Here is a 22,908-nt window from a genome sequence, read left to right on the forward strand (position 1 = left end):
ACCATGGCCCCGACATAATCCATCTTTCGGGAGGCATTATGGAGTTGGACACCACGGACCGCAAGATTATCTCCCGTTTACAGGGAGACCTGCCCCTGGTTCCCCGGCCCTTCGCTGCGTTGGCCGAAGAAGTGGGTCTGACGGAAGAGGAAGTGGTGCGCCGGGTAAGGGGCTTGGCCGAAGGGCGGGTGATGCGCCGTTTCGGGGCCACTCTTCGCCACCAGCGCTCCGGCTTCGCCAGCAACGTGATGGTCGCCTGGCGAGTGCCGCCCGAGCGGGCCTCCGAAGTTGGCGAGAAGTTGGCCGCCTTCCGCAACGTCAGTCACTGCTACTGGCGCGAACCCTGCGAAGGGTTTTCCTACAACCTGTTTTCCATGGTGCATGGCCGCAGCGAGGCCGAGTGCCGTTCCCTGGTTCGGGAAATGGCGGAGCAGGCCCAGGCCGAGGAGTTCGAGTTGCTTTTCTCCGTGGAGGAGCTAAAAAAAACCTCCATGCGCTACTTTGATACAGAAGGTGATATCCATGAAGGATGATAGATCCCGGGAGCTGTGGCAGCGGTCCCAAAAGGTGATTCCCGGAGGTGTCAACAGCCCGGCCAGGGCCATGCTTGCGGTGGGGCGCGAGCCTTTGTTCATCCGCTCGGCCCGCGGCTGTTACATAGAAGACGTGGACGGCAACCGCTACATAGACTACGTGGGCTCCTGGGGGCCGCTGATCCTGGGCCACGCCGACCCCGACGTGGTGGCGGCGGTGAAAAAGGCGGCCGAAAAGGGCACCAGCTTCGGCGCGCCCACCGAGGCGGAGGTCAACTTCGCCGAGATGCTCACCCGCCTGATCCCCTCCATGGAGCAGGTACGCCTGGTAAGTAGCGGCACCGAGGCCACCATGAGCGCCCTGCGCCTGGCCCGGGGCTACACCGAGCGCGACCTCATCGTCAAGTTCGACGGCTGCTACCACGGCCACAGCGACGGCCTGCTGGTGGCCTCGGGCAGCGGGCTGGCCACCCTGGGCCTGCCCTCCTGCCCCGGCGTGCCCGCCGAGGTGGCCGGGCTGTCGGTGAGCATCCCCTACAACGACCTGGCCGCTTTGGAAAAGCTCTTCCACGAAAAGGGAGACAAGATCGCGGCGGTGATCATCGAGCCGGTGGCCGGCAACATGGGCGTGGTGCCTCCGGCGCCGGGCTATCTGCAAGGGGTGCGCGAGATCTGCGACGAGTACGGCTCCCTGTTGATCTTCGACGAGGTCATCACCGGCTTCCGGGTGGCCCTGGGCGGGGCCCAGGAGCTCTACGGCGTCACCCCGGACCTGACCACCCTGGGCAAGATCATCGGCGCGGGCCTGCCCCTGGGGGCCTATGGCGGCAAGGCCGAGATCATGCAGAAGGTCGCCCCCTGCGGGCCGGTCTACCAGGCGGGCACCCTCTCGGGCAACCCGCTGGCCACCGCCGCCGGGCTGCGGGCTCTGGACATGCTGGACGTGGCCGGGGTGTATCAGCGCCTGGAAGAAAACTCGGCCAAGCTCTACGACGGCCTGGGCGACATATTCACCAAGGCCGGGGTGCCCCACTACGGCAACCGGGTGGGAGCCATGTTCTCCTACTTCTTCCAGAAAGGCCCGGTGACCGACTGGACCAGCGCGTCCAAGAGCGACACCGAGGCCTTTGGCCGCTGGTTTAGGGCCATGCTGGGCCGGGGGGTGTATCTGGCCCCCAGCCAGTTCGAGTGCACCTTCATGAGCCTGGCCCACGACGCCGACGCCATCGAGCAGACGCTGTCGGCGGCCGAGGAGGCCATCAAGGAAGTCTAGGCCGGCCGGCTGCGCCAGCCCCCGACGAGATAAAATTTAAGGCGGGGCCGCATCCGCGGCTCCGCCTTTTTTATTTGGCAAAGATGTGTAAATAAGTTCGGCACAGCCAGGCACCGGCAGACAAGGCGTCCGGCGAGCGCGGACCGCAGGCGTATTTGCGATATACGCCGAGGTCCAAGCGATGCCGGCAACGCCGTATGCCGATGTCTGGCGAAGCCGGCGTGTTGCCGATTTAACTAAGCTTGCGGTGGTCCTGCACCCTCTCGGCCTTGCCCTGGGTCATGGGCAGGCCGTCGGGGTCCAAAATCTCCACCGCCGGGGTGACCAGCAGCTCGTCGCGCAGGGCTTTGGCCAGGTTGCGGGCCAGGCCCGCTCGCTCCAGGGGCGACAGCCCGGCCGCCTCGGGGCTCAGCTCGGCCCGTACGGTCATGGAGTCGGCCTCGCCCTTGTTTTCCAGGATGATGAGGTACTGGCCCCCCACCGCCTTGAAGTCCATGAGCACCGATTCCACCTGCATGGGGTAGACGTTGACCCCCTTGATGATGAACATGTCGTCGCTGCGCCCCACGATGCGGCTCAGGCGGCGGTGGGTGCGGCCGCAGGCGCATTCGCCGGGCAACAGGGCGGCCAGGTCGCGGGTGCGGTAGCGGATCAGGGGCATGGCCCGGCGCTCCAGGGTGGTGAGCACCACCTCGCCGATCTGCCCCGGCTCCACCGGCTCCATGGTCATGGGGTGCAGCACCTCCAGCAGAAAGGCGTCTTCCCACAGGTGCAGGCCGTTCTGCTCCGGGCACTCCATGGCCACCCCCGGCCCGTTGATCTCGCTGAGGCCGTAGCTGTTGTAGGCCTTCACCCCGAACAGGTCCTCCACCCGCTTGCGGGTCTGCTCGCTGTGGGGCTCGGCCCCGATAACGGCGATACGAAGCTGTGTGTCGCTGCGCGGGTCCAGGCCCTGCTCGGCGAACACCCCGGCCAGGCGCAGGGCGTAGCTGGGGATAAGGTGCATGGCCGTGGTGCCGAACTGGCGCATGAGCGCGATCTGGCGGCGGCTGTTGCCGGTGCCCACGGGGATGACCATGGCCCCCAGGCGCTCGGCACCCTGGTGGATGCCCAGGCCGCCGCTGAACAGGCCGTAGCCGGTGATGTTCTGGAACACGTCTCCCGGCCGCACCCCGGCCATGTACAGGCTGCGGGCCATGAGGTTGGCCCAGGCGCGCAGGTCGGCCTTGCTGTGCAAGATGGCGGTGGGGGTGCCGGTGGTCCCGCTGGAGGCGTGCAGGCGCACCACCTGGCTGCGGGGCACGGCCAACATGCCGTAGGGGAAGCTGTCGCGCAGGTCCTGCTTCACGGTGAAGGGCAGGCCACGCACGTCCTGGGGCGAGTTTATGTCCTGGGGGTCGATCCCCTTGAGGGCCTGGGAATAAAAAGGTGATTTCTTGGCCTGGGCCAGGGAGCGGCGCAGGCGTTCGGTTTGCAGTTCGCTAAGCTCTTCGCGGGGCAGCAGTTCGATTTGTTCTTGCCAAAACATGTTTGAATCTCCGGTGCGGGCAATGTTGCCCAAACATACTACCCCGCAAGGCGGCCCACAAGCCGCCGCCCTTGCCTCCGGGGCCCGCATGGGCAAAAATGGAGAAACCAAGCCCCAAACCCATGAGGAGACGTGGTCCCAATGCCCGATTCAGCCGCCCAAAGAGGGGTGCCCCGCAAGATTCTCTACGACCGCAGGCCCAACTACAGCCGCCCGGCCCTGGAGCTGGACCACGCCACGCGCGAGGACCTTCTGGCCCATCTCACCTTTCTCTACGGCAAGGAGCAGGCCCAAGAGGCCATGCCCGAGATGGAGCGCATCCTCAAGGTGCACCACGCCCACAAGTCCGAGGAACTGCGCGAGCTGCTGGCGGGGCGCGACCCCCGGCGCCTGTTCAGTGAAAAGGACATGATCCTCATCACCTACGGCGACATGATAAAGGACGGCGAGGGCACGCCCCTGGCGGTGTTGGCCCGGGCCTGCGACGACCACATGCTGGCCCCGGACATCCTGCACATCCTGCCCTTTTTCCCCTATTCCTCGGACCGGGGCTTTTCGGTGGTGGATTTCAGCAAGGTGGACCCCCGCCTGGGCACCTGGGATGACATCCACCGCCTGGCCGGCCGCTTTCGCCTGATGTTCGACGGGGTGCTCAACCACATCTCGGCCCACAGCCAGGCCTTTCACCGCTTCTTGGACGGCGACCCCGAGCTGAAGGAATTTTTCATCGCCTACGACTCGCCCGACGAGCTGACCCCGGACCAGCGCTCCAAGATATTTCGCCCGCGGGTGAGCGACATTCTCACCCCCTTCATGACCCTGGAGGGGGTGCGCTATCTTTGGACCACCTTCAGCCCCGACCAGATCGACCTGAACTACCGCAATCCCAAGGTGCTACTGAGCGTGGTGCAGGCGCTATTGTTTTACATCCGCCAGGGGGCGGACCTACTGCGCCTGGACGCGGTCACCTACATCTGGGCCGAGCCGGGCACCGAGTGCATCCACCTGGACCAGACCCACGAAATCGTCAAGCTGTTGCGCACCGTGGTGGAGGCGGTGGCGCCGGGGGTGGCCCTGGTAACCGAAACCAACGTGCCCCACGCCGACAACGTGCGCTACTTCGGCAGCGGCTACGACGAGGCCCACATGGTCTACAACTTCGCCCTGCCCCCCCTGGTGCTGCACGCCATCTACCGCCAATGCGCCAAATACCTGGCCGCCTGGGCCGCAGACCTGGAGCCGCCCAGCGAGGCCACCGCCTTTTTCAACATTCTGGACACCCACGACGGCATCGGCCTGATGGGGGCAAAGCAGATCCTGCCCCCCGAGGAGATAGAGTTAATCGTGGGCACGGCCCAGGCCCACGGGGCCCTGATTTCCCAGAAAACGGTGGAGGGCGGCGGCGAGGAGCCTTACGAGATCAACAGCACCTGGTGGAGCGCGGTCAACCCGGTGGGCGGCGAGGATCACGCCCTGCAACTGGAGCGCTACCTGGCCAGCCGGGCGGTGGCCCTGTCCCTCAAGGGGGTGCCGGGGATGTATCTGCACGGAGCCCTGGGCTCCTCCTCGGACCTGGAGACCTACCAGCGCACCGGCGTCAAGCGCGACGTGAACCGGGCCACCGTGGACTTGGCCGTGCTGGAGGCCGAGTCCCGCGACCCCTCTTCGCGCCTTGGGCGCCTGGCCCCGCGTATGAGCCTGCTGAACCTGACCCGGGTGGCCCAAAAGGCCTTCCACCCCCAGGGGAGCCAAAAGGTGCTCGCGGCCCCGGAGGCGGTGCTGGCCCTCCTGCGCGTCTCCTCGGACGGGGAGCAGCGCCTGTTGTCGTTGATAAACCTGAGCGCTTCGCCGGTGCCCTGCAGGTTGGAGCTGCCCGCCCCGGCCCGGGGCAAGGGGATCTGGGCCGATCTTTTGGGGCCCGGCCGGGTGACGGAGCAGGGCGGCGCCTTGGAGGTGGAGCTAAAGCCCTACCAGGTGATGTGGCTCAGGCCACGGGGAGAGGAGGGTGCGCCGGTCTAGCTTTTAGCCCGGCTTGCGGTCCTGGCGGCCCATGAGCTGGGGGTAGAGCTCGGCGGCGCACTCGGGGCACAGGCCGTGGGTGAAGTCCACGTCCAGGTGCTTGCTGAAATAGTGCTCCACCCTGTGCCACAACTCGTCGGCGTCGCGCACCTTTTTGCACTTGGCGCAAATGGGGAGCAAGCGCCGCAACTCCTCGATTTCTCCCATATCCTCCAGGATCAGCACCACCAGGTCTTGCTGCTGGCGCCTGAGCGGCGCGGCCGAGACCAAGTAGTGCACCTCTTGCACCTTTTGACCGTCGTTCAGCTCCAAGCGGGCCCTTTGCCGGGATACGGCCCCCGAGTCCAGGCAGCGGTTCACCGAACCGCGGATGACGCACTGGCCGCAGGGCTCCGCCCGGCCGCACCCCCCGGGGGATAACTCCGAGTTCAGGCAATGCAATACTTCGCCCGCCCGGCGGCGCAACACGCGCTGGGAGCTTGGCGCCAAGATATCGCCGGCAGCCTGGTTGTGATCAATGATGCGAACATCCTCGTCCACCACCAAGATGGGAGACGGCACGGCGTCATAGACAACGCGGCTAAAGGACAAGTCATTGTTAAAATTAACTTTATTAGGCAATATCACCCTCCGGCTCAAAAAAACCTTGGCAGGGACGGCAAATGGGGGCATACATACGCTAAGTAGTTAGTTCCACATAGTCAAACACGGCTTTTTGCATGTGAACATGAACTGGATTCAAAAGCTCGCCTGGCAAGGATTGTTGTGTTAGCCTTGGGTCCAGAAAACAGTGCCAGCGTAACCTGAATTGAGAGTAACTACAATCATGCCTGAACATCGAATACGCTATGCACCCCTGCGGGACAAGATTACCAGTGCCGCCGAGGCGGCCAGCCACATCAAAGACGGTACCAGCCTGTTCATCAGCGGGTTCACCGCCGGTTACCCCAAACTCATTCCCGCCGAGTTGGTCAAAAGGGCCGAGGCCGGCGAAAAGATGAAGATCAATATCTACGCCGGAGCCTCCACCGGTGACGCGGTGGACGGCGTATTGGCCCGGGCCGGCCTGGTCAAGTGGCGGCGCCCCTACATGAGCGACCGGGGCATGCGCGCGGCCATCAACCGTGAAGAAATCTTGTTCAAGGACGACCACCTGTCCAGCCTGTCGGCCGCGGTGCGCGCCGGGGAGTGGGGCCCGGTGGACGTGGCCGTGGTGGAGGTGGCCGCGGTAACCGAAAAAGGACAACTCATCCCCACCTTGAGCGTGGGCAACACCCCCAGCTATGTGAAAATGGCCGAAAAGGTCATCCTGGAGGTGGCCGCCGCCGACCCGCCCGAGCTGGAAGGCATCCACGACATCTACATTCCCGAAGACCCGCCCTGGCGCATGCCCATCCCCATCTACCGGGCGGGCGACCGGGTGGGCAAGCCCTTCATCGAGATCGATCCCGACAAGGTGGTGGCCGTGGTTTACAGCCAGGAGCCGGACGCCAGCGCCTATTTCTCCGACCCCGACGAGGTGTCTTTGCTCATCGCCGAACAGCTCTTGGACTTTGTGCAGCACGAGACCAAAAAGGGCCGTCTGCCCGAGGGCCTGCCCTGGCAGTCCGGCGTGGGCGACGTGGCCAACGCGGTGCTGGCCGGTTTCCAGGAAGACCATTTTTTCCAAGACCTTAGCATCTACTCCGAGGTGTTGCAGGACACGGTCCTGGATCTGATCGACATGGACAAGGTGCGCGCCGCCTCCGGCTCGGCCCTTACCCTGTCCCTGCACGCCCGCGAGCGTTTCTTCAAGGAACTGGAGCGCTACAAGGACAAGATCGTGCTCCGGCCGGTGGAGATATCCAACTCACCGGAGGTCATCGCCCGCCTGGGGGTCTTGGCGGTCAACACCGCCCTGGAGATCGACATCTATGGCCAGGTCAACTCCACCCACGTCATGGGCAGCCAGCTCATGAACGGCATCGGCGGCTCGGGCGACTTCGAGCGCAACGGCTCCATCTCCTTCATGGTTACTCCCTCCATCGCCAAGGGCGGGGCCATCAGCTGCATCGTGCCCATGGTCAGCCACGTGGATCATTCCGAGCACTCGGTGGGGGTCATCATCACCGAGCAGGGCCTGGTGGACACCCGCTCCCTGACCCCCCGCCAGGTGGCCGAGGCTCTCATCAACAAATGCGCCCATCCCATATACCGCGACCAGCTCATGGACTACTATCAGCGGGCGGTGCGTGAGGTGGGCGGCCACGAGCCCCATCTGCTGGGCGAGGCCTTCAGCTTCCACCAGCGCTTCATGCAGACCGGCGACATGCGCGTCGGAGGCGGCGGCGAATAGTGAGCCAAAGGCGCGTTGCCATCGCAGTGGACCGGCAGGTGAGCCTGGAAGCCAGGCTGGACCTGCCGGCCCAGGCCGGGGGGGCGGCCCTGATCCTGCACCCCCACCCCCTGTTTGGCGGCTCCATGGACAACAACGTGGTCCAGGCCCTGGCCGGGGCCTGCGCCGAGGCGGGCTGGGCCTCGCTTCGCATCAATTTCCGGGGGGTTGGCCGCAGCACCGGCCATCACGACCAGGGGCTGGGCGAGCAGGACGACGTGCTCGCCGCCGCCGCCTGGCTGGCCGGGGAGGTTCCCGGCCCCCTGGTGCTCATGGGGTATTCCTTCGGCTCGTTGATGGGGGCCAAGGCGGCGGCGCGGGTTGCCGGGCTGGCCGGCGGCCTGTGGGTTTCCCCGCCCTACACCCTGGGCGATCTGCCCCCTTGGCCCGTGAACAGCGGCCCCTTGCTGGTCATCACCGGCGACAACGACGAGTATGGGAATCTGCCCCGCTTGCAGGCCTATATTCAGGCCATGGGTGCACTGGGGACCCTAAACCTGCATCAGGGCGGCGATCACTTCTGGTGGGAAGGCCTCAGTGCACTAAAACGGCAAGCCGTGGATTTTCTGGCCGCACTGAACGGTTAAACGTGCCCGATCCCCGGCCGATCTTGGCCAATATTTAGTGGGGATCAAAAAAATATCCACAATATATAGTTTTATGCTTGACATGGTGTAAACCACCTTGTTAATTTGTTGTTAATACAGAATGCACTATACCTCTTGATGATTGCCCTCTCTCCACCCCGTAGCCGTGCCGTAAGCCTTTCCGACAGGGTGCACTGGACGCATACAGGGTGGTCGTTCCCCCCAGGAAGGTCACTGATCTTCCCCCTCCCCGCTCAGGGCCGGCTTAAAACCCCGGCCCTGATCCTTTGCCGGCCTTGATAAGGGCGCTTTGGCCTCCTTTAGATTGTCTTGCCCCGGCGGTGGGCATCTGCTAGAAAAAGAACATGTAGAAATTGAACATGCTTCTGTTCAGGATTTACCATGGTTCGCACCCCGGCCGACGACAACACCTGCAGAGCCGAGCTCCACGAGGCCGCCCAGGAGCTGGAAAAGTTCCGCCAGATCGTGGAAACCGCCGAGCTGGGCGTGGTCACCATCAATGAAAACCACGAGGTGGTGTACATGAACGCCGCGGCCGAGGCCATGTTCGGCTACGGCCGCCAGGAGATCATGGGGGGAGACCTCTCGCCCCTGATCCCCTCGGAACACCGGGAGCGCCACCGCAACTACGTGGAACGCTACGTGCGCACCCGCCGGGGCAAGCTCATCGGCCACACCGCGGAGCTGGAGGCCGAGCGCCGCGACGGCTCGCGCTTTCCCATCCACATCAGCTTTTCCACCGCCGAGGTGGCCGGCGGGCTGCTCATGACCGCCATCCTGCGCGACCTGAGCAAGGAGGCCGGCCTGGAGCGGGAGGTGCGCCAGAGCCAGCGCCTGGCCATCCTGGGGGAGATGGTGGCCACGGTGAGCCACGAGATACGCTCTCCCCTGGCCCTCATCGGGGGCTTCGCCCGCCAGCTGGAGCGCGATCCCGACCTGGGCGAAAAGTCGCTCAACAAGCTGAACATCATCACCCACGAGGTGGAGCGGCTGGAGAAGATCCTAAACGAGCTGGGAGATTTTTCGCGCCCCCACAAATACAACTGGATGGAGACCGACGTCTCCCAGGTGGTGGAGCACGTGGCCGAGCTCATGGAGCCGGAGATCAACCGGGCCGGGGCCCAGCTGGTGGTCAGCCGCAACGGGAGCCTGCCGCCGGTGATGGCCGACACCGACCGCCTGAGCCAGGTGCTCATAAACCTCATCAACAACGCCCTGCAGGCCAGCGGCGAGCATCCCAAGGTGGAGGTGAGCGTGGAGCCCGAGTCCGAGGGGGTGCTCTTGGAGGTGCGCGACCAGGGTCCGGGCCTGAAGCCCGAGACGATCCGCGAGATCTTCACCCCCTTCTTCACCACCAAGGCGGGGGGCACCGGCCTGGGCCTGCCCGTGGCCCGGCGCATCGTGGAAGAGCACGGCGGCCGCATAGAGCTGGCCAACCGCGAAAGCGGCGGGGCCGTGGCCCGGGTGCGCCTGCCCACCGCCCCGGCGATCCAGCAAAAACTGCCCCTGGACGGCGTCTAGGCCGATATCTTCCCAGACCCCGCAGGCCAAGCCAGGCCCGCTGCGGGCAAATCCTCGAGCGGCGCTCGGGTGGGTCCCAGGAACAAGAAGGCGTCGCGCGGGCCCAGGTGCTCGGCGCAAAAGCGGTTGGCCCGTGGGTCGCGGTGTTGCGGCGCGCGGCCGCGCCAGGGCGGGGCGGGGTATATCTCGTGGAACACCGTGCCCTCCAGGGAGCAGCGGTCGGCCCCGAACAGGCGGCCGCACACCCGGGGCCGCAAGGCCCTCAGGCGCTGGTCTCCCGCGCTCCAGTCGGGCCGGGGATAAAAACGCACCCAGGGCGAGTCCCACAACTTGGCCACCACCCTGGGGTTGGCGGTGCGCAAGGCCACGAAGAACCCCTCGTCCCCAAAGGCCTGGGCCGCCAGGCGCAGGCACAGCCCCATGGCCTGGGGCATCAGCCTGCCCCGCCCGGAGGCCGCCGGTTCGGCCAGACCCAGGATCAGGTGCAGCAGAGGCTCGCCGTCCACGTAGACCAGCTCGCTGATGAAATGCCCGGCCAGCTCCTTGCCGCGAAAGGCGCGCAGATAAATATCCGCCGCCAAAAAATGGGGCAGATAGTCGCGGTCATAGTCCGGGTGATCTATGAACACCCGGTGCAGCAGGTCCGTCAGCTCGGGCCTTAGCTCCTCGCGGTGCTCGGGGCCGAGGCCGAAGTTGACCTCCCAGGTGAAAGGCGCGAGGGACACAAAGGCGGGTGCGGGCCGGTTCACGGCGTTCTCCTTGGGGTTGTCCTTATTATGCTGGCATAAGCCCCAACCGCAGACAACACCCGCACCGACACAGCCGGAAAACGCCGGGCGGCGTTGGCGGCATCGCTTGGGCCTCGGCGTATGCGCCAATACGCCTGCGGCCCGCGCTCGCCGCCGCCTTGCCCGGCCCTCCCCGGCTGTGCCGGATGGTTATGCCGAAAAGCGCCGGGCAGGGCGGGCGGCGCGGGCATTTCCCGGCCGGGCTTTATGTGCGCGGCGAGGCGCGTTATACTTACCCGGTAATCAACCAACCGGACTTAGAGAACAATGGCCGTATTGCCCATAAAGACGTTTCCCGATTCCGTTTTGAGCAAGACCTGCCGCCAAGTGCACGAGGTGGACGAAGACCTCAAGCAACTGGCCCAGGACATGCTCGATACCATGTACGCCGCCCCCGGAGTGGGCCTGGCCGCTCCCCAGGTGGGCCGCGACGAACGCCTGGTGGTCATCGACTGCTCGCCAAGAGACGGAGAGCCCCAACCCCTGGTGCTGTTCAATCCCCGCATCGTGGAGATGGACGGCGAGGTGGTGTTCGAGGAAGGCTGCCTGAGCGTGCCCGAGTTCACCTGCGACGTCACCCGGGCCGAGCGAGTGGTGGTCAAGGCCATGGACGCCGAGGGCCAGCCCATCACCATCGAGGGCGAGGGCCTGTTGGCCATCTGCCTGCAGCACGAGCTGGACCACCTGGAAGGCCGCTTGTTCCTGGATCGCATCAGCCCGCTCAAGCGCTCCCTGTACAAAAAGCGCCGCCTCAAACAGCTCAAGCGGGACGACGAGTGAGCCGTTTGCGCCTGGCCTTTTGGGGCACCCCGGAGATAGCCTTGCCCTGCCTGAGGGCGGCGGCGGCCGAGCACCAGGTGGTGCTGTGCCTCACCCAACCGGACCGCCCGGCCGGGCGGGGGCGCAAGCTGAAGCGCCAGCCCGTGGCCGCCCTGGCCGACGAGCTGGGCATAGAAGTGGCCCAACCGGCCAAGGCCGACCAGGCCCTGGAGCGCCTGGCCGAGCTGGAGCCGCAGGCCCTGGTGGTGCTGGCCTATGGCCAGTTGCTCTCCCCGGCGGTTTTGGCCGCCGCTCCCCTGGGGGCGATCAACATCCACTTCTCCCTGCTGCCCCAGCTGCGCGGGGCCGCGCCCATCAACTGGGCCATCCTGCGCGGCCATGAGCGCACCGGGGTTTCCAGCATGTTCATGGCCCAGGGCCTGGACACCGGCGACGTCATCTATCAAAAGGCCTGCCCCATCGGAGCCCAGGAGACGGCGGGCTCCCTGGCCCAGCGTTTGGCCGAGATGGGGGCCCAGGTGCTTTTGCCCACCCTGGAGGCCCTGGCCACCGGCCACGCCCCGCGCCAACCCCAGGACCAGGCGGCCGCCACCTGGGCGCCCATGCTCAGTAAAAGCGACGGCCTCATGGACTGGAGCCAAAGCGCGGCGGAGCTGGACCGCCGGGTGCGGGGCCTGGACCCCTGGCCCGGAGCCCACACCACCCTGGGCGGCAACCCGCTCAAGTTATTCGCGCCCACCATGCTCCTGGACGACAACCAGGGCCAGGCGCCGGGCACCGTCTTGGCCGCGCCCCAGGCCCCGGAGATGCTGGCCGTGGCCTGCGGTCAGGGGGCCCTGGCCCTGGGCTCGGTGCAGGCGGCGGGCAAGCAGCGCATGGAAGCGGCCGCGTTTTTGCGCGGGGCGGGCGCGGCCCCCGGCGAGCGGCTGGGAGCATGAGCCGGGCCCGGCGCGACGCCTTTCGCGTGCTCCTGGAGCTGGAGGCCGGCACGGCGCTCTTGGAAAGCAGCCTGGCCCGCAACCTGGAAAAGGCCGCGCCCCGCGAGAGGGCCTTTGCCACCAGCCTGATCTTCATGGTGCTGCGCAACCGCCTCTTTCTGGACCACCTTCTGGCCCGCTTCCTGGACCGCCCGCCCGCCAAGCTGGACCCTCCGGTGCTGGCCGTGCTGCGTCTGGGCGCGGCCGAGGCGGCGCTGATGTCCACCCCGGCCCATGCCGTGGTCTCGGCGGCGGTGGAGCTGGCCAAGGCCACTCCGGCCCGGCGGGGGCAAAAGCTCGTCAACGCGGTGCTGCGCCGTCTGGTGGGGGGCTGGCCAGAGGTGCCCCTGCCCGGTCCCGAGGCCGCTCCCCTGGAGCGCCTGCCGCTCGTCTACTCCCACCCCGCCTGGCTGGTGGCCGAGCTCTTGGCCCAGCATTCGCCGGAGGTGGTCGAAGCGTGGCTCCAGGCCAACCAGGCCCAGCCGCCCCTGACCCTGCGCCTCAACCCGGCCCGGGCCACCCGCGAGGGCCTGGCCGCCGATCTGCGCCAGCACGCCGAGACGCTGGAGCCCCACCCCCTGGTCCCCGAGGGCCTTCTGCTGCGCGGGCTCAAGCTCCCGGCGGCTCAGCTGCCCGGCTTTGAAAGCGGCCTGTTTTCCATCCAGGACGCGGCGGCCCAGGCGGTGAGCCATCTGCTGGGCGTGGAACCGGGCATGGCCGTGGCCGACCTCTGCGCCGGGGCCGGGGGCAAAACCGGCCACTTGGCCGCCCTGCTGCGGGGGCAGGGACGGCTCTGGGCCGTGGACCCCAGCCCGGCCCGCGTCCGGGCCCTCCGGCAAAACCTGGGCCGGCTGGGGGTGCAGTGGGTGAGCGTTAAACAGGCCGACGCCCTGAGCCTCACCGGCCTGGACGGCGCTCTGGACCGGGTGCTGGTGGACGCCCCCTGCTCGGGCCTGGGGGTGTGCGGCCGGCGGCCCGACGTGCGCTGGCGGCGCGTCCCGGAAGACCCGGCTCGCCTGGCCAAGCTGCAACTGGACCTGGCCGCCAAGGGGGCCGAGCTGCTGCGGCCCGGCGGGGCCCTGGTCTACGCCACCTGCACCTTTACCCGGGCCGAGAACCAGGAGGTGGTGGCCGGGCTGCTTGCCCGCTGCCCCGGCCTGCGGCTAGAATGGCCCCAGGGTTTGGCCACGGAGCTCAGGGCCTGCATCGGCCCGGACGGTTATTTCAGCACCATGCCCCAGCGGGACCAGGCCGACGCCTTTTTCGCGGCGAGGCTGGTGAAAGAGTAAAACCGCGCGCTCCGGCGCGCCTAGCATAGCGGCTGGAGAAGCCCATGATCAAAATCGCACCCTCCATCCTATCCAGCGACTTCGCCCGCCTGGGCGACGAGGTGCGGGCCGTGGAGGCGGCCGGGGCCGACTGGATCCACGTGGACGTGATGGACGGCCATTTCGTGCCCAACCTGACCATCGGCCCGCCGGTGGTCAAGGCGCTCCGGCCGGTGACCAAGCTGCCCCTGGACTGCCACCTGATGATCTCCAACCCCGACGACTTCCTGGAGAGCTTCGTGGCCGCCGGGGCCGACTGGATCAGCGTGCACCTGGAGGTCTGCCCCCACCTGCAGCGCACCCTTAGCCGCATCCGCGAGCTGGGGGCCAAGGCCGGGGTGGCCCTGAATCCCCACACCTCCCTGGACGGCCTGGAGTGGGTGCTGGGCGATCTGGACTACGTCCTGATGATGAGCGTGAACCCCGGTTTTTCGGGCCAGGCCTTCATCCCGGCGGTGGTGGACAAGGTGGCCCGCTTCCGTGAGATGGCCGCCGGGGCGGGGAAAGACATCCTCATCCAGGTGGACGGCGGCATCGACGCCGGCACCATCGGGCGCATGTACGCCGCCGGAGCCCGCTGCTTCGTGTCCGGCTCCTATCTGTTCGGCCATGCCGGGGGCTACGCCGCCGGGGTGGACGAGCTCAGGGCCAAGGCCGAAGCGGACTCCTGATGACCACTCGGGGCCGCGCCCGGGACCTGGCCTGGTGCCTGGCCTGGGTGGGGCTCATCTTCCTGCTCATGTACTACGGCCGGGCCCTGTCCCCCTGGTTCAGCGGGGCGCAGGCCGCCTGAACCATGCTGGGCCTGGCCCTGGCCGGGGCCGGGTTCGTGGTTTGGGTGGCCTGGCGCATCCGTCGCCTGCCGCCCGGCGGGCGGGCCGGGCGGGCCCTGGGCGCGCTGGGCTGCCTGGCGGGCCTGGGGCTGTTGGCCTGGTGGCAGCCGCTACTCATCGAGCGCACCCACCTGGTGCTCTACGGGGTGCTGGGGGTGCTGGCCTGGCGGGTGGCGGGGCATTGGAAGGGCGGGGCGGCCCGCCTGGTGTGGGCCGGGGCCTTTTGCGCCCTGGTGGGCCTGGCCGACGAGGTGGCCCAGTATTTCCATCCCCAACGCGTCTGCGACCTGCGCGACGTTATCACCAACGCCCTGAGCGCCTGGCTGGCCATCGCGGCGCTGGGCCTGTTGTGCCCGGCGGGCGGCCGGGAAAACACCTAGGGTTCGGGCCGCGCCATAGTCTTCGCAAAATGGGGAATTGTTGGGTTTCGGGCTGCGCCCTCAACCCAACCTACACCATGCTGGAAATTGCCTTGTAATAGCACGGGTGGGCGGGGGCGAAGCTAAATTCACGCGAGAAAAGGCCCGGCTGGTTCTCCAGCCGGGCCTTGGCTTTTCGTTTTCGCGGGGGACGCCGGGGCTACTTGATCCTGCCGGTCAGCTTGATCGTGAACGCCCTCTGATTCGTCTGGAGCAGCAGGTTCTCGTCAAAGGGGCCTTCCGGCAGGTTCTCCAGGATGGGGGAGATGATCATCAAGAGCTCCTCGCCGGGCTTCTGCCAGATGCGCTCCACGATGAAGTGCTTCTTGTTGTAATCGATCAGGTCCATCTTGAGGTCGCCCACGCAGTCTTTCCTGACCAACACCGAACGCTGGGGAGGCTTGGGGTTGTTCTTGTCGATGGTGCCGAACATCACCTCGTGGGGGCGCACGGTGAAGGGGCCGCGCACGTTGGCCACCACCCAGACGCTGACCGGCGGCCCGCCGGGGGCCTTGAGGAACAGCGGCCCGGCGAACTCCATGGGCTCGGTGGCCGTGGAGGTCAGGTCCAACCTGTAGGTCTTGCCGTCCTTTTGGGGGCTTACCTTGGCGTCCAGGTAGTCGGACATGGGGTTCTCCAAGCCGGTGATCACCAGCTTGCCGCCCTTGGGATCGCTGAGCACCGCCTCGGCGGTGATGGGCGAGCCCAGGCAACCGTTGAGGGAGATGCGCCGCCCCTTGTCCACCTTGATGCGCCCCAGGGTCTCGCCGGTCATGATCAGGGTGATCACCGGGTTGGAGGGGTCGTTGGTGGTCACGGTGGCGGTCTTGCGGAAGGAGCCTCCGATGCCGCTGGTATCCAGCAGCAGGGTCACCGTACCCTTCTTGCCCGGCTCGGTCACCTCGTCCCAGCGGCTGGCGGTGCAGCCGCAGGAGGGGCTAACCTTGTCGATGATCAGGTTCTGGCCGCCGGTGTTGGTGAAGTGAAACACGGCGGTAAGCTCCTTGCCCTCCACCACGTCCTTGAACACCACCTCCTTGCTGTCAAAGGCGATGGCAGGGCCCTTTACGGCCAGGGCCGGCGCGGCCATGAGGATGAGACCAAGGAGCAGACAAGTCGTCAGGATAAGGCGTCGGGTCATGTCGTTCCCCCGAGAGTGGTGATCATCTGGGCGATCATGGTAACCTTCTGGCGAGAATAGCACAGCGGCCGGGGGGCGTCCACCCGAGTGCGCAAGAGGGGACGGCAGCATGGCTCGCTCCAAACTGTACGACAAGCAAGAGTTCACCCGGTTGTATCTTTGGCGCCATCCCGAGGTGCTTGGCGGGACCGAGGGGATCGTGTATGGCCACACCGACACGGCCCTGAGCAGTGAGGGAGCCAAGCAGCTCGAGGGCATAGCCGCCTACATGTCGGACAAAAAGGTGAGCGCGATCTATGGCAGCGATTTGCAACGCTCCCACCTGGTGGCCCAGGCGGTGGGCGGGGGGCAGCAACCCAGCCGCGAGCCGATTGTCGACAAAGACCTGCGGGAGCTGTTCCTGGGCCAGTGGGAAGGCCTGAGCTACCAAACCCTGCGGGAGCAATACCCCGAGGAAATGAAGGCCCGTTGGGACGACTTGGCGGGCTACCGCGTGCCCGGCGGCGAGTCGCTGACCGACCTGGCCCGGCGCGTAGCCCCGGCCTTCGAGCGGATCATCGAAGGCAACCGGGGGGGCCGAGTTTGCGTGATCGGTCACGCCGGGGTCAACCGGGTGTTTTTGGCCGGGCTCTTGGGCATGCCCCTGGAGCGCATCTTCCGCCTGGACCAGGCCTACGCCTGCCTGAACCTCATCGACGTGTTCGACGACGGGGTGCCCCTGGTGCGCACCCTGAACCAAAAGATAATCAGCTAGAACTCCGCGCCAAAAACGCCGTCCCGGCCCCGCCCGCCCAGGGAGGAGCCGGGTCGTTTGGTTTGCCCGGCCGCGGGCCTGAGCCCTATGGTCTGGAAATCAGCGTGGTTACAGCAGATAGGCGGCGGCCAGGCGGGGGCTCTGGGCGATAACCTCCAGGCCGGGCCCTTGGTCCGCTTGCACCCTGACCGTCTGGCCCGGCTTGGCCTTGCCATAACCCGCCACCAGGGCGGCGGCCAGCTCCAGCTCCGGGCCCTGGGGGCCGAAGTACAGGCCCAGGGGGCCGGGCAGCCCTTGGGTGACCAGCCACTGGGCCTCGGGCGGGGCCAGCTTTTCCAGGATCTGGTTTTCCTTTTGGTTGCGCCCCACGATGAGCTTGGCCGTGGGGCCGAGCCGCAGGTGCCGCCCGTGCTTCAGCAACTCCACCTGGGCCAGGCCCGCCTGGGGCGAGTGAGAGAACAGGTCCTTGAGGCGGCGGCTGAAGCCGGGCTCGGTGAGCAGGCAGCCCCCGGCCGGGGCCGGGTAGTCGCTGATGCCCAGCTCGGCGGCCAGGGCCATCTGGGGCTTGCGGCTGCGCCCGCTCAGGCCCAGGAGCCGCTCGCGCTCCACCAGGCCCCTTTCCTCCACCGGGGTGACGGGCAAGGCCTGGGCCGACAGGGGCCGCAGGATGTGCTCGGCCATGCCCGAGAGCTTGGCCACCTGGGCCAGGGCCTGTTTGTTTTGGCTCATGGGCCGCTGGCCCAGCACCTCGCCGGAAAAGAGAAAGTCGAAACCCTGCTCGGCCATGAGGGCCCCGGCTCGGGCGAACATGAAGGCGTGGCAGTCGATGCAGGGGTTCATGTTGGAGCCGTAGCCGTGGGGCGGGTTTTTTACCAACTCCAGATGGGGTTCGCCCACGGCCGCCACCTGCAGGGGCACCCCGATGTGCTTCGCCGAGACGATGGCCCGCTCCGGGCTGAAAAAGGGGGTGGCAAAGGTGACCGCGGCCACCTGGACCCCGGCGCGCTCCAGCACCTTCACCGCCAACATGGAATCCAGGCCGCCGGAAAAGATGCCCAAGGCCTTAATCTGTTTGCCGTCGCTCATGAGTTCTCCAAGCTGATCATGGCCGGAACGGGCTCCATGGCCAGGATTATGGCCCCGCCCAGGTCCAGGGGACGGGCCGCCGCGTCGATGAGGGGGCCGTCCGCGCTGGCCACGATGCCGTCAAATACCGCCAAGTCTTTCTCCGGGTCGGCCACCGCGCGGGCCTCGCCCGCCAGCCCGGCCGAGGCCATGAGCTCCCGCAGCATCCCGGCGGTTTGGCCGCTAAAAGGCAGGGGCGCGTCCAGGAGGATCAGCGCCCGGGCCGCTTCCGCCCGGGCCAGGGTTTCCACCAGGAGCCGGGCCGCCGTTTCGCTGTGGGGGCCGGGGCCGTAGTGGCGGCCCTTTTGCCCGATGTCGCGCACCGTGCCGTCGTCGGCGGCCACCAACACCGCGCCCATCAGGGCGCTTTCCAGGATGATGATCACGTTGTGGCCGTCCACCCCCACCGCCTGGCCGCGCACGGCCGTGAGCGGCAGCAGGCGCTCCCGCCGGGCGCGGGCCCGCTCCGGGGCCACCACCGCCCGCCGGAGCACCTGGCGCGCCTCGGCGTCCAGGCCCCAGCGGTCGCCGGTGAGCTTGAGGCCCAGCTCCCGGGGATAGCCCCGCCCCAAGAGGTAGCGCAGGTCAACGGCCGCCTGGCCCAGGGCTTCTAGGTCGATCCCACCCATGCCTCATTTTTAGAGCAAAGCGGCGGGTTTCGCCAGGGGCGGTTGCGCGGCGACGAAGCAATCTCTGCCTGCGCAAGGCGCACACCCCATCCCACCTCCCCCGTCCGAGCGCAGCCTTGACCCTTCACCGATGGGCTCCAGCCAATAGCCGTCATTGCGAGAAGCGGCGGAGAAGAGGTTGCTATGGAAAGGGCGGCCCTCCCGCCGCGGCGCGGCAATCTTCCGTTTCCTTTGCCGGGATGCTCCTCGCGATGACGGCTATTGCCATATGCAAAAGAGAAGGGCGGGGATGAACCCCGCCCCTGCATCGACTCATCGATTGCGCCCTGCGCCGCCCGCCTAGGGCACCTCGGCCTGCTTCCAGGAGTAACAGGAAATACCCTCGATGCTGTCCATCTCCTGAAGCATCTTGCGCCAGCCCGCGCCCGAGCGGATGGACAGGGACATCTCCACCTCCTCGGTGTTGGCGGGCAGGCAGCGCTCCCGGCCCACGAAGAGGATGCGGGCGTGGTGCTGCTTGAGCAGGGCCCGCACCTGGTCCTCGGCCTCCGGGTCGCTCAGGTCCAGGCGCAGCATGACGTTCTGCTCCCTGGGCAGGTACCGGGCCATGTCGCGGAAGAGCTTGAGCGCCACCAGGGTGACCACCGTGGCCGCCACGGCAGGCAGGTAGAGCCCGGCCCCCACGGCCAGGCCGATGCCGGTGCAGGCCCACATGGCCGCCCCGGTGGTGACCCCCCGGGAGCGCAGGCGGCCCTGGATGATGGCCCCGGCCCCCAAGAAGCCCATGCCCGCGATGGCGTAGGAGGGCAGGCGGCCGGGGTCCAGGCGCACCACGCTGGAGTCGGCGGTGGCCGCGAACATCTGGGTCAGGTACAGCGACAGGCTCATGAGCAGGGCCCCGCTCATGGCCACCAACAGGCAGGTGCGCAGGCCGGCGGCCCGGCCGTGGATCTCCCGATCCAGGCCGATGATCAGCCCCAGCCCGGCGGCCGCGAGGATGCGCCAGATCATGGTCCACTCGTCAACCATCATGACCCATCCTCCTATGTGCGAAACGGTTGGGGCCTCCCCGGCTAGAACTTAACCTTGGGGGCCGTCTGGGCCTCCGGCGTGGCCGCGAAGCCCTGTTTGGGAGTATAACCCAGCAAGCGGGCCAAAATCAGGGTGGGGAAGCGGCGTATGGCCGTGTTGTAGGCCAGGATGGCCTGGTTGTAGCGGGTGCGGGCCACGGCGATGCGGTTCTCGGTGCCCTCCAACTGGTCCTGCAAGGCCCGGAAGTTCTGGTTGGCCTTGAGGTCCGGGTAGCGCTCCACCACCACCATCAAGCGGCCCAGGGCGCTGGTCAGCCCCTGGTTGGCGGCCATCTTGCCCTCCAGGGTGGGGGCGGCGGCCACCTGCTGGCGGGCTTTGGTCACCCCTTCCAGGGTCTCGCGTTCGTGGGAGGCATAGCCCTTGACCGTCTCCACCAGGTTGGGGATCAGATCCAGGCGGCGTTGCAGGGTCACTTCGATGTTGCTCTTGGCCTGGTTCACCTGCTCGTCCAGATTGACCAGGCTGTTGTAGGGGCTGACCAACAGCAGGAACAACAGCAGGGCGACCACGCCGATGCCTATGGCCCATTTGGCTCCACGGCCCATGACTCTCTCCTTGCGGCCCGGCGGCCGCTCAATAACTAGACTTGCAGCTTATCCACTTGCTGGCTGATCAGGTCCAACTCGGCGATGCCTTCTTCCCACAGGGCCACCAGCTCCGGCGGGCTGGGCTTGAGGGCCCCGGCGCGCACCTGGCCCAGCTTTTGGAAGGCCTCCACGTTGAGCCCGGCCTGGGCCAGCGCGGCCAGCACCTCGGACGGCTCGTCCGGGAAGCCCCCGCTGGTCAGCTCCAGATAGGCCTGGAAAAAGGCCACAAAAGCGGGCAGGGCCTCGCGGCTCAGCTCGGTCAGGGCCCGGGCGTCGCCCCCGCTGCCCAACAGCCGGGTGCGCAGGGCGGTCACCTTGCCCTTGAGCTCCCGCTCCAGTTGCAGGCGCAAGTGGGCGGGCTCCAGGGCCAGCGCGGCCAGGGGGTCCTCGCCGTGCAGGGTCTTGTGGTTGGCGGCCATGACCAGGAACTCGATGGGGAACACGTCGGTGCTGGCCGCCAGGTAGTCCGGGGTCATCACCAGGGGCGGAGCCACCCCGGCCGGGGCCCACTTGCCCGCAAAGGGCAGCAGGCGGCTGGTGGTGCGCCGGGCCCCCTCGCTCACCATGATGAGTAGGTTCATGTCCGAGCGGCCCTTGACGTAGCGCCCGGCCGCGGCCGAGCCGAAGAGCACCACGGACACCAGATCGGTGCCCAGGGCGTGGGCCAGGTCTTCCAGCAGCTCGTCGAAGATGTCCTCGGGCCGCTGGGGCGGTTTTTTGGCCATTTGCTTAAACTCTCCTCTACCAGGAACCGGAGGCGCCGCCGCCCCCGCTCATGCCGCCGCCGAAGCCGCCGAAGCCCCCCCCGAAGCCGCCGAAGCCGCCGCCCCGGGAAAAGCCGCCGCCCATGTTGCCGCCCATCATGGAGCCCAACAGCAGGGCGGGCAGGACGCCGCCGCCCCCGCCCCGGCCCCCCCGGCCGCCGCGCTTGCCAAAGATGCGTAGCACCAGCCAGAAAACGATAAGCACCAAAAACAGGCCGCCCAGGCTGAAGCCCCGGGAGCCCTGGCGCAGCTTGACCTCGGGCACGCCGGTTAGCTTGACGCCCGAAGCCTGGGCGATGACCGAGGCCACCGCCACTTCGCCGGCCAGCAGGCCCTTGGCGAAGTCGCCCTTCTTGAAGTAGGGCAGCATGTATTGATCGCGCACCGCCCCGGAGGTGGCGTCGGTGAGCACCCCTTCCAGGCCGTAGCCCACCTCGATGCGCAGCTTGCGCTCGGTGGGGGCCACCAGGATGAGCACGCCCTTGTCCTCGCCCTTTTTGCCGATGCCCCACTTCTCAAAAAGCTGCACCGCGGCCTGCTCGATGCTCTCGCCGTCCAGGGAGGGCAGCGTGGCCACCACCACCGCCGCGCCGGTCTTTTGCAACAGCTCGGTGGCTATGGCCTCCATGGCCTGCTTGGTCTGGGCGGGCAGCAGCTTGGCGTAGTCGCCCACCGCGCTGGGGGCTCCCCCCGGTCCGGTGGGCCGGGGATAGTCCAGAGCGGCCAGGGCCCCGGCGGCCAGCATGAACACCAGGGCCAGGGCGATGGTCAGACAACACAGGCGGCGGACGATCACAAGCCCTCCTCGGCTAGCTTCTCCAGCAGTTCCTTTTGCTCTTTGCTCAGGCGCTTGGGCACCTCGAGGGCCACCCGCACGAAAAGATCCCCCCGGCCCGAGCCCTTGAACTTGGGCAGGCCCTGGCCCTTGAGGCGCAGGCGGGCCCCCGGCTGGGTGCCCTTGGGCAGCTTGACCGTGAGGTTCTTGCCCTCGATGGTGGCCACCTCCACGCTGGTGCCCAGGGCGGCCTGGCTGAAGGGCACGGTGACCGTGGTCTCCAGGTCCGCGCCTTCGCGCTTGAACTGGGGGTGGTCCAGGACGTTGATCTTGATGAGCAGGTCGCCGGCGGGAGCGCCCATGGGGCTGGGCTCGCCCTTGCCGCCCAGGCGCAGTTTCTTGCCGCTCTCGATGCCCGGCGGCACCTTTACGGTGACCCGTTCGGTGCGCTGGCCCAGGCGGTAGGAGACCATCTTGTCCCCGCCGCTGAACACCTCTTCCAGGGTCACCGGCAGCTCGTAGACCAGGTCCGCGCCCTTGGCCGGCGCTCCGCCCATGCCCCCGAAGGGTTGCTGGAATCCGCCGAAGCCCTGGTGGGGTCCGCCGGTGGTGTAGGTGCGGAAGCCGCCCCGGCCGCCGCCCCCGAAAAACTGGCTGAAGGCGTCGCCGCCCAGGCCCATGCCCCGGAGGATGTCGTTGATGTCGCTGCCCTGGAAGATGTCTTCCTGGCTATAGCGCTGCTTGAAGCCGCTGGAGCCGTAGGTGTCGAATTCCTTCTTTTTCTTGGGGTCGCTCAGGACGGCGTAGGCCTCGTTGATTTCCTTGAACTTGTCCTCGGCCTCTTTGTCGCCCTTGTTGCGGTCCGGGTGATACTTGAGGGCCAGCTTGCGGTAGGCCTTCTTGATCTCCTCGGCCGAGGCGCTTTTGTCCACCCCCAGGACCTTGTAGTAATCTTTGGCCATTTATATCTTTATCGCTTCTCGCGGTTAACGCCGCCCAGGGGCGGCGGAAGGTTTAGGCGATATTCTATCAGACGGGCCCCTTTTTGCGGTGGCCCGCT

General features: G+C 67.2%; 24 protein-coding genes. 13 read left to right on the forward strand and 11 right to left on the reverse strand.

All coding sequences use genetic code 11. The annotated features are described in order from the left end of the window. The first annotated feature begins 38 nt into the window (after positions 1–38). Both ahbB and hemL read left to right on the forward strand, forming a co-directional pair. Positions 39–533 carry a siroheme decarboxylase subunit beta gene (gene ahbB, locus AACH32_RS01740; RefSeq protein WP_338604827.1) on the forward strand — a complete coding sequence of 165 codons (495 nt, stop codon included), beginning with the start codon at positions 39–41 and terminating at the stop codon, positions 531–533. After that, complete coding sequence (gene hemL, locus AACH32_RS01745) at positions 523–1,806, forward strand: glutamate-1-semialdehyde 2,1-aminomutase (protein WP_338604830.1); 1,284 nt, start codon at positions 523–525, stop codon at positions 1,804–1,806. Before ahbB ends, hemL begins: the two co-directional genes overlap by 11 nt. 232 nt (positions 1,807–2,038) lie before the next feature. On the opposite strand, the gene AACH32_RS01750 is transcribed toward hemL, so the two are convergent. Next, the gene (locus AACH32_RS01750; protein ID WP_338604832.1) at positions 2,039–3,334 is read right to left on the reverse strand and encodes a phenylacetate--CoA ligase family protein; all 1,296 of its coding nucleotides are present in this window, start codon (positions 3,332–3,334) and stop codon (positions 2,039–2,041) included. A gap of 141 nt (positions 3,335–3,475) precedes the next feature. Here AACH32_RS01750 and AACH32_RS01755 point away from each other — a divergent pair, with 141 nt between their 5' ends. Continuing rightward, complete coding sequence (locus AACH32_RS01755) at positions 3,476–5,353, forward strand: alpha-amylase family glycosyl hydrolase (protein WP_338604834.1); 1,878 nt, start codon at positions 3,476–3,478, stop codon at positions 5,351–5,353. 3 nt (positions 5,354–5,356) lie between these two features. Here AACH32_RS01755 and AACH32_RS01760 read toward each other — a convergent pair whose 3' ends face one another. Continuing rightward, positions 5,357–6,025 (reverse strand): PAS domain-containing protein, encoded by a 669-nt coding sequence (locus AACH32_RS01760; protein WP_338604836.1) that lies wholly within the window; start codon positions 6,023–6,025, stop codon positions 5,357–5,359. Positions 6,026–6,179: 154 nt separating this feature from the next. On the opposite strand from AACH32_RS01760, the gene AACH32_RS01765 reads away from it, so the two are divergent. The 3 genes from AACH32_RS01765 (at position 6,180) to AACH32_RS01775 (ending at position 9,856) form a co-directional block, all read left to right on the forward strand. Then, a complete protein-coding gene (locus AACH32_RS01765) occupies positions 6,180–7,688 on the forward strand; it encodes a succinate CoA transferase (protein WP_338604839.1) in 1,509 nt (502 codons plus the stop codon). Then, positions 7,688–8,314 (forward strand): alpha/beta hydrolase, encoded by a 627-nt coding sequence (locus AACH32_RS01770; protein ID WP_338604842.1) that lies wholly within the window; start codon positions 7,688–7,690, stop codon positions 8,312–8,314. The genes AACH32_RS01765 and AACH32_RS01770 overlap by 1 nt, the downstream gene beginning before the upstream one ends. 402 nt (positions 8,315–8,716) lie before the next feature. Next, positions 8,717–9,856, forward strand: a complete 1,140-nt coding sequence (locus tag AACH32_RS01775; protein ID WP_338604845.1) for a two-component system sensor histidine kinase NtrB — start codon at positions 8,717–8,719, stop codon at positions 9,854–9,856. On the opposite strand, the gene AACH32_RS01780 is transcribed toward AACH32_RS01775, so the two are convergent. Continuing rightward, the gene (locus tag AACH32_RS01780; RefSeq protein ID WP_338604847.1) at positions 9,853–10,605 is read right to left on the reverse strand and encodes a hypothetical protein; all 753 of its coding nucleotides are present in this window, start codon (positions 10,603–10,605) and stop codon (positions 9,853–9,855) included. The genes AACH32_RS01775 and AACH32_RS01780 overlap by 4 nt on opposite strands. A gap of 306 nt (positions 10,606–10,911) precedes the next feature. Here AACH32_RS01780 and def point away from each other — a divergent pair, with 306 nt between their 5' ends. From def to AACH32_RS01810, 6 genes are read left to right on the forward strand one after another with little or no spacing between them, the layout of a single operon-like run. Further along, positions 10,912–11,424: a peptide deformylase gene (gene def / locus AACH32_RS01785; RefSeq protein WP_338604849.1), complete on the forward strand. Its 513-nt coding sequence runs from the start codon at positions 10,912–10,914 to the stop codon at positions 11,422–11,424. Further along, positions 11,421–12,362, forward strand: a complete 942-nt coding sequence (fmt, locus tag AACH32_RS01790) for a methionyl-tRNA formyltransferase (RefSeq protein ID WP_338604852.1) — start codon at positions 11,421–11,423, stop codon at positions 12,360–12,362. The genes def and fmt overlap by 4 nt, the downstream gene beginning before the upstream one ends. Continuing rightward, the gene (rsmB, locus tag AACH32_RS01795; protein ID WP_338604854.1) at positions 12,359–13,690 is read left to right on the forward strand and encodes a 16S rRNA (cytosine(967)-C(5))-methyltransferase RsmB; all 1,332 of its coding nucleotides are present in this window, start codon (positions 12,359–12,361) and stop codon (positions 13,688–13,690) included. The genes fmt and rsmB overlap by 4 nt, the downstream gene beginning before the upstream one ends. A 44-nt stretch (positions 13,691–13,734) precedes the next feature. Then, on the forward strand, positions 13,735–14,400 hold the full coding sequence (gene rpe / locus AACH32_RS01800) for a ribulose-phosphate 3-epimerase (protein ID WP_338604857.1): 666 nt from the start codon (positions 13,735–13,737) through the stop codon (positions 14,398–14,400). Further along, complete coding sequence (locus tag AACH32_RS01805; protein WP_338604860.1) at positions 14,400–14,522, forward strand: hypothetical protein; 123 nt, start codon at positions 14,400–14,402, stop codon at positions 14,520–14,522. Before rpe ends, AACH32_RS01805 begins: the two co-directional genes overlap by 1 nt. A gap of 3 nt (positions 14,523–14,525) precedes the next feature. After that, positions 14,526–14,942, forward strand: a complete 417-nt coding sequence (locus tag AACH32_RS01810; RefSeq protein WP_338604863.1) for a VanZ family protein — start codon at positions 14,526–14,528, stop codon at positions 14,940–14,942. A 199-nt stretch (positions 14,943–15,141) separates the two neighbouring features. Here AACH32_RS01810 and AACH32_RS01815 read toward each other — a convergent pair whose 3' ends face one another. Continuing rightward, entirely contained in the window at positions 15,142–16,122 is a 981-nt protein-coding gene (locus tag AACH32_RS01815) for a DUF1573 domain-containing protein (protein WP_338604864.1), read from the reverse strand. 109 nt (positions 16,123–16,231) lie between these two features. Between AACH32_RS01815 and AACH32_RS01820 the strand changes: the two genes are divergently transcribed. Then, positions 16,232–16,876, forward strand: a complete 645-nt coding sequence (locus AACH32_RS01820) for a histidine phosphatase family protein (RefSeq protein WP_338604865.1) — start codon at positions 16,232–16,234, stop codon at positions 16,874–16,876. Positions 16,877–16,984: 108 nt separating this feature from the next. Here the strand turns inward: AACH32_RS01820 and AACH32_RS01825 are convergent, their stop codons facing one another. The 7 genes from AACH32_RS01825 to AACH32_RS01855 form a co-directional block, all read right to left on the reverse strand. After that, complete coding sequence (locus AACH32_RS01825) at positions 16,985–17,962, reverse strand: tRNA 4-thiouridine(8) synthase ThiI (RefSeq protein WP_338604866.1); 978 nt, start codon at positions 17,960–17,962, stop codon at positions 16,985–16,987. Next, entirely contained in the window at positions 17,959–18,630 is a 672-nt protein-coding gene (locus AACH32_RS01830; RefSeq protein WP_338604867.1) for a DUF434 domain-containing protein, read from the reverse strand. The genes AACH32_RS01825 and AACH32_RS01830 overlap by 4 nt, the downstream gene beginning before the upstream one ends. 339 nt (positions 18,631–18,969) lie before the next feature. After that, a complete protein-coding gene (locus tag AACH32_RS01835) occupies positions 18,970–19,662 on the reverse strand; it encodes an MgtC/SapB family protein (protein ID WP_338604869.1) in 693 nt (230 codons plus the stop codon). A gap of 41 nt (positions 19,663–19,703) precedes the next feature. Next, positions 19,704–20,267, reverse strand: a complete 564-nt coding sequence (locus AACH32_RS01840; protein WP_338604871.1) for a LemA family protein — start codon at positions 20,265–20,267, stop codon at positions 19,704–19,706. A gap of 35 nt (positions 20,268–20,302) precedes the next feature. Further along, a complete protein-coding gene (locus AACH32_RS01845; RefSeq protein WP_338604872.1) occupies positions 20,303–21,034 on the reverse strand; it encodes a hypothetical protein in 732 nt (243 codons plus the stop codon). Between the two features lie 16 nt (positions 21,035–21,050). Beyond that, on the reverse strand, positions 21,051–21,869 hold the full coding sequence (locus tag AACH32_RS01850; protein WP_338604874.1) for a TPM domain-containing protein: 819 nt from the start codon (positions 21,867–21,869) through the stop codon (positions 21,051–21,053). Then, a complete protein-coding gene (locus tag AACH32_RS01855; protein ID WP_338604876.1) occupies positions 21,866–22,810 on the reverse strand; it encodes a DnaJ C-terminal domain-containing protein in 945 nt (314 codons plus the stop codon). The genes AACH32_RS01850 and AACH32_RS01855 overlap by 4 nt, the downstream gene beginning before the upstream one ends. Between the last annotated feature and the right edge of the window lie 98 nt (positions 22,811–22,908).

This window comes from Desulfoferula mesophila, assembly GCF_037076455.1.
GTDB lineage: Bacteria > Desulfobacterota > Desulfarculia > Desulfarculales > Desulfarculaceae > Desulfoferula > Desulfoferula mesophila.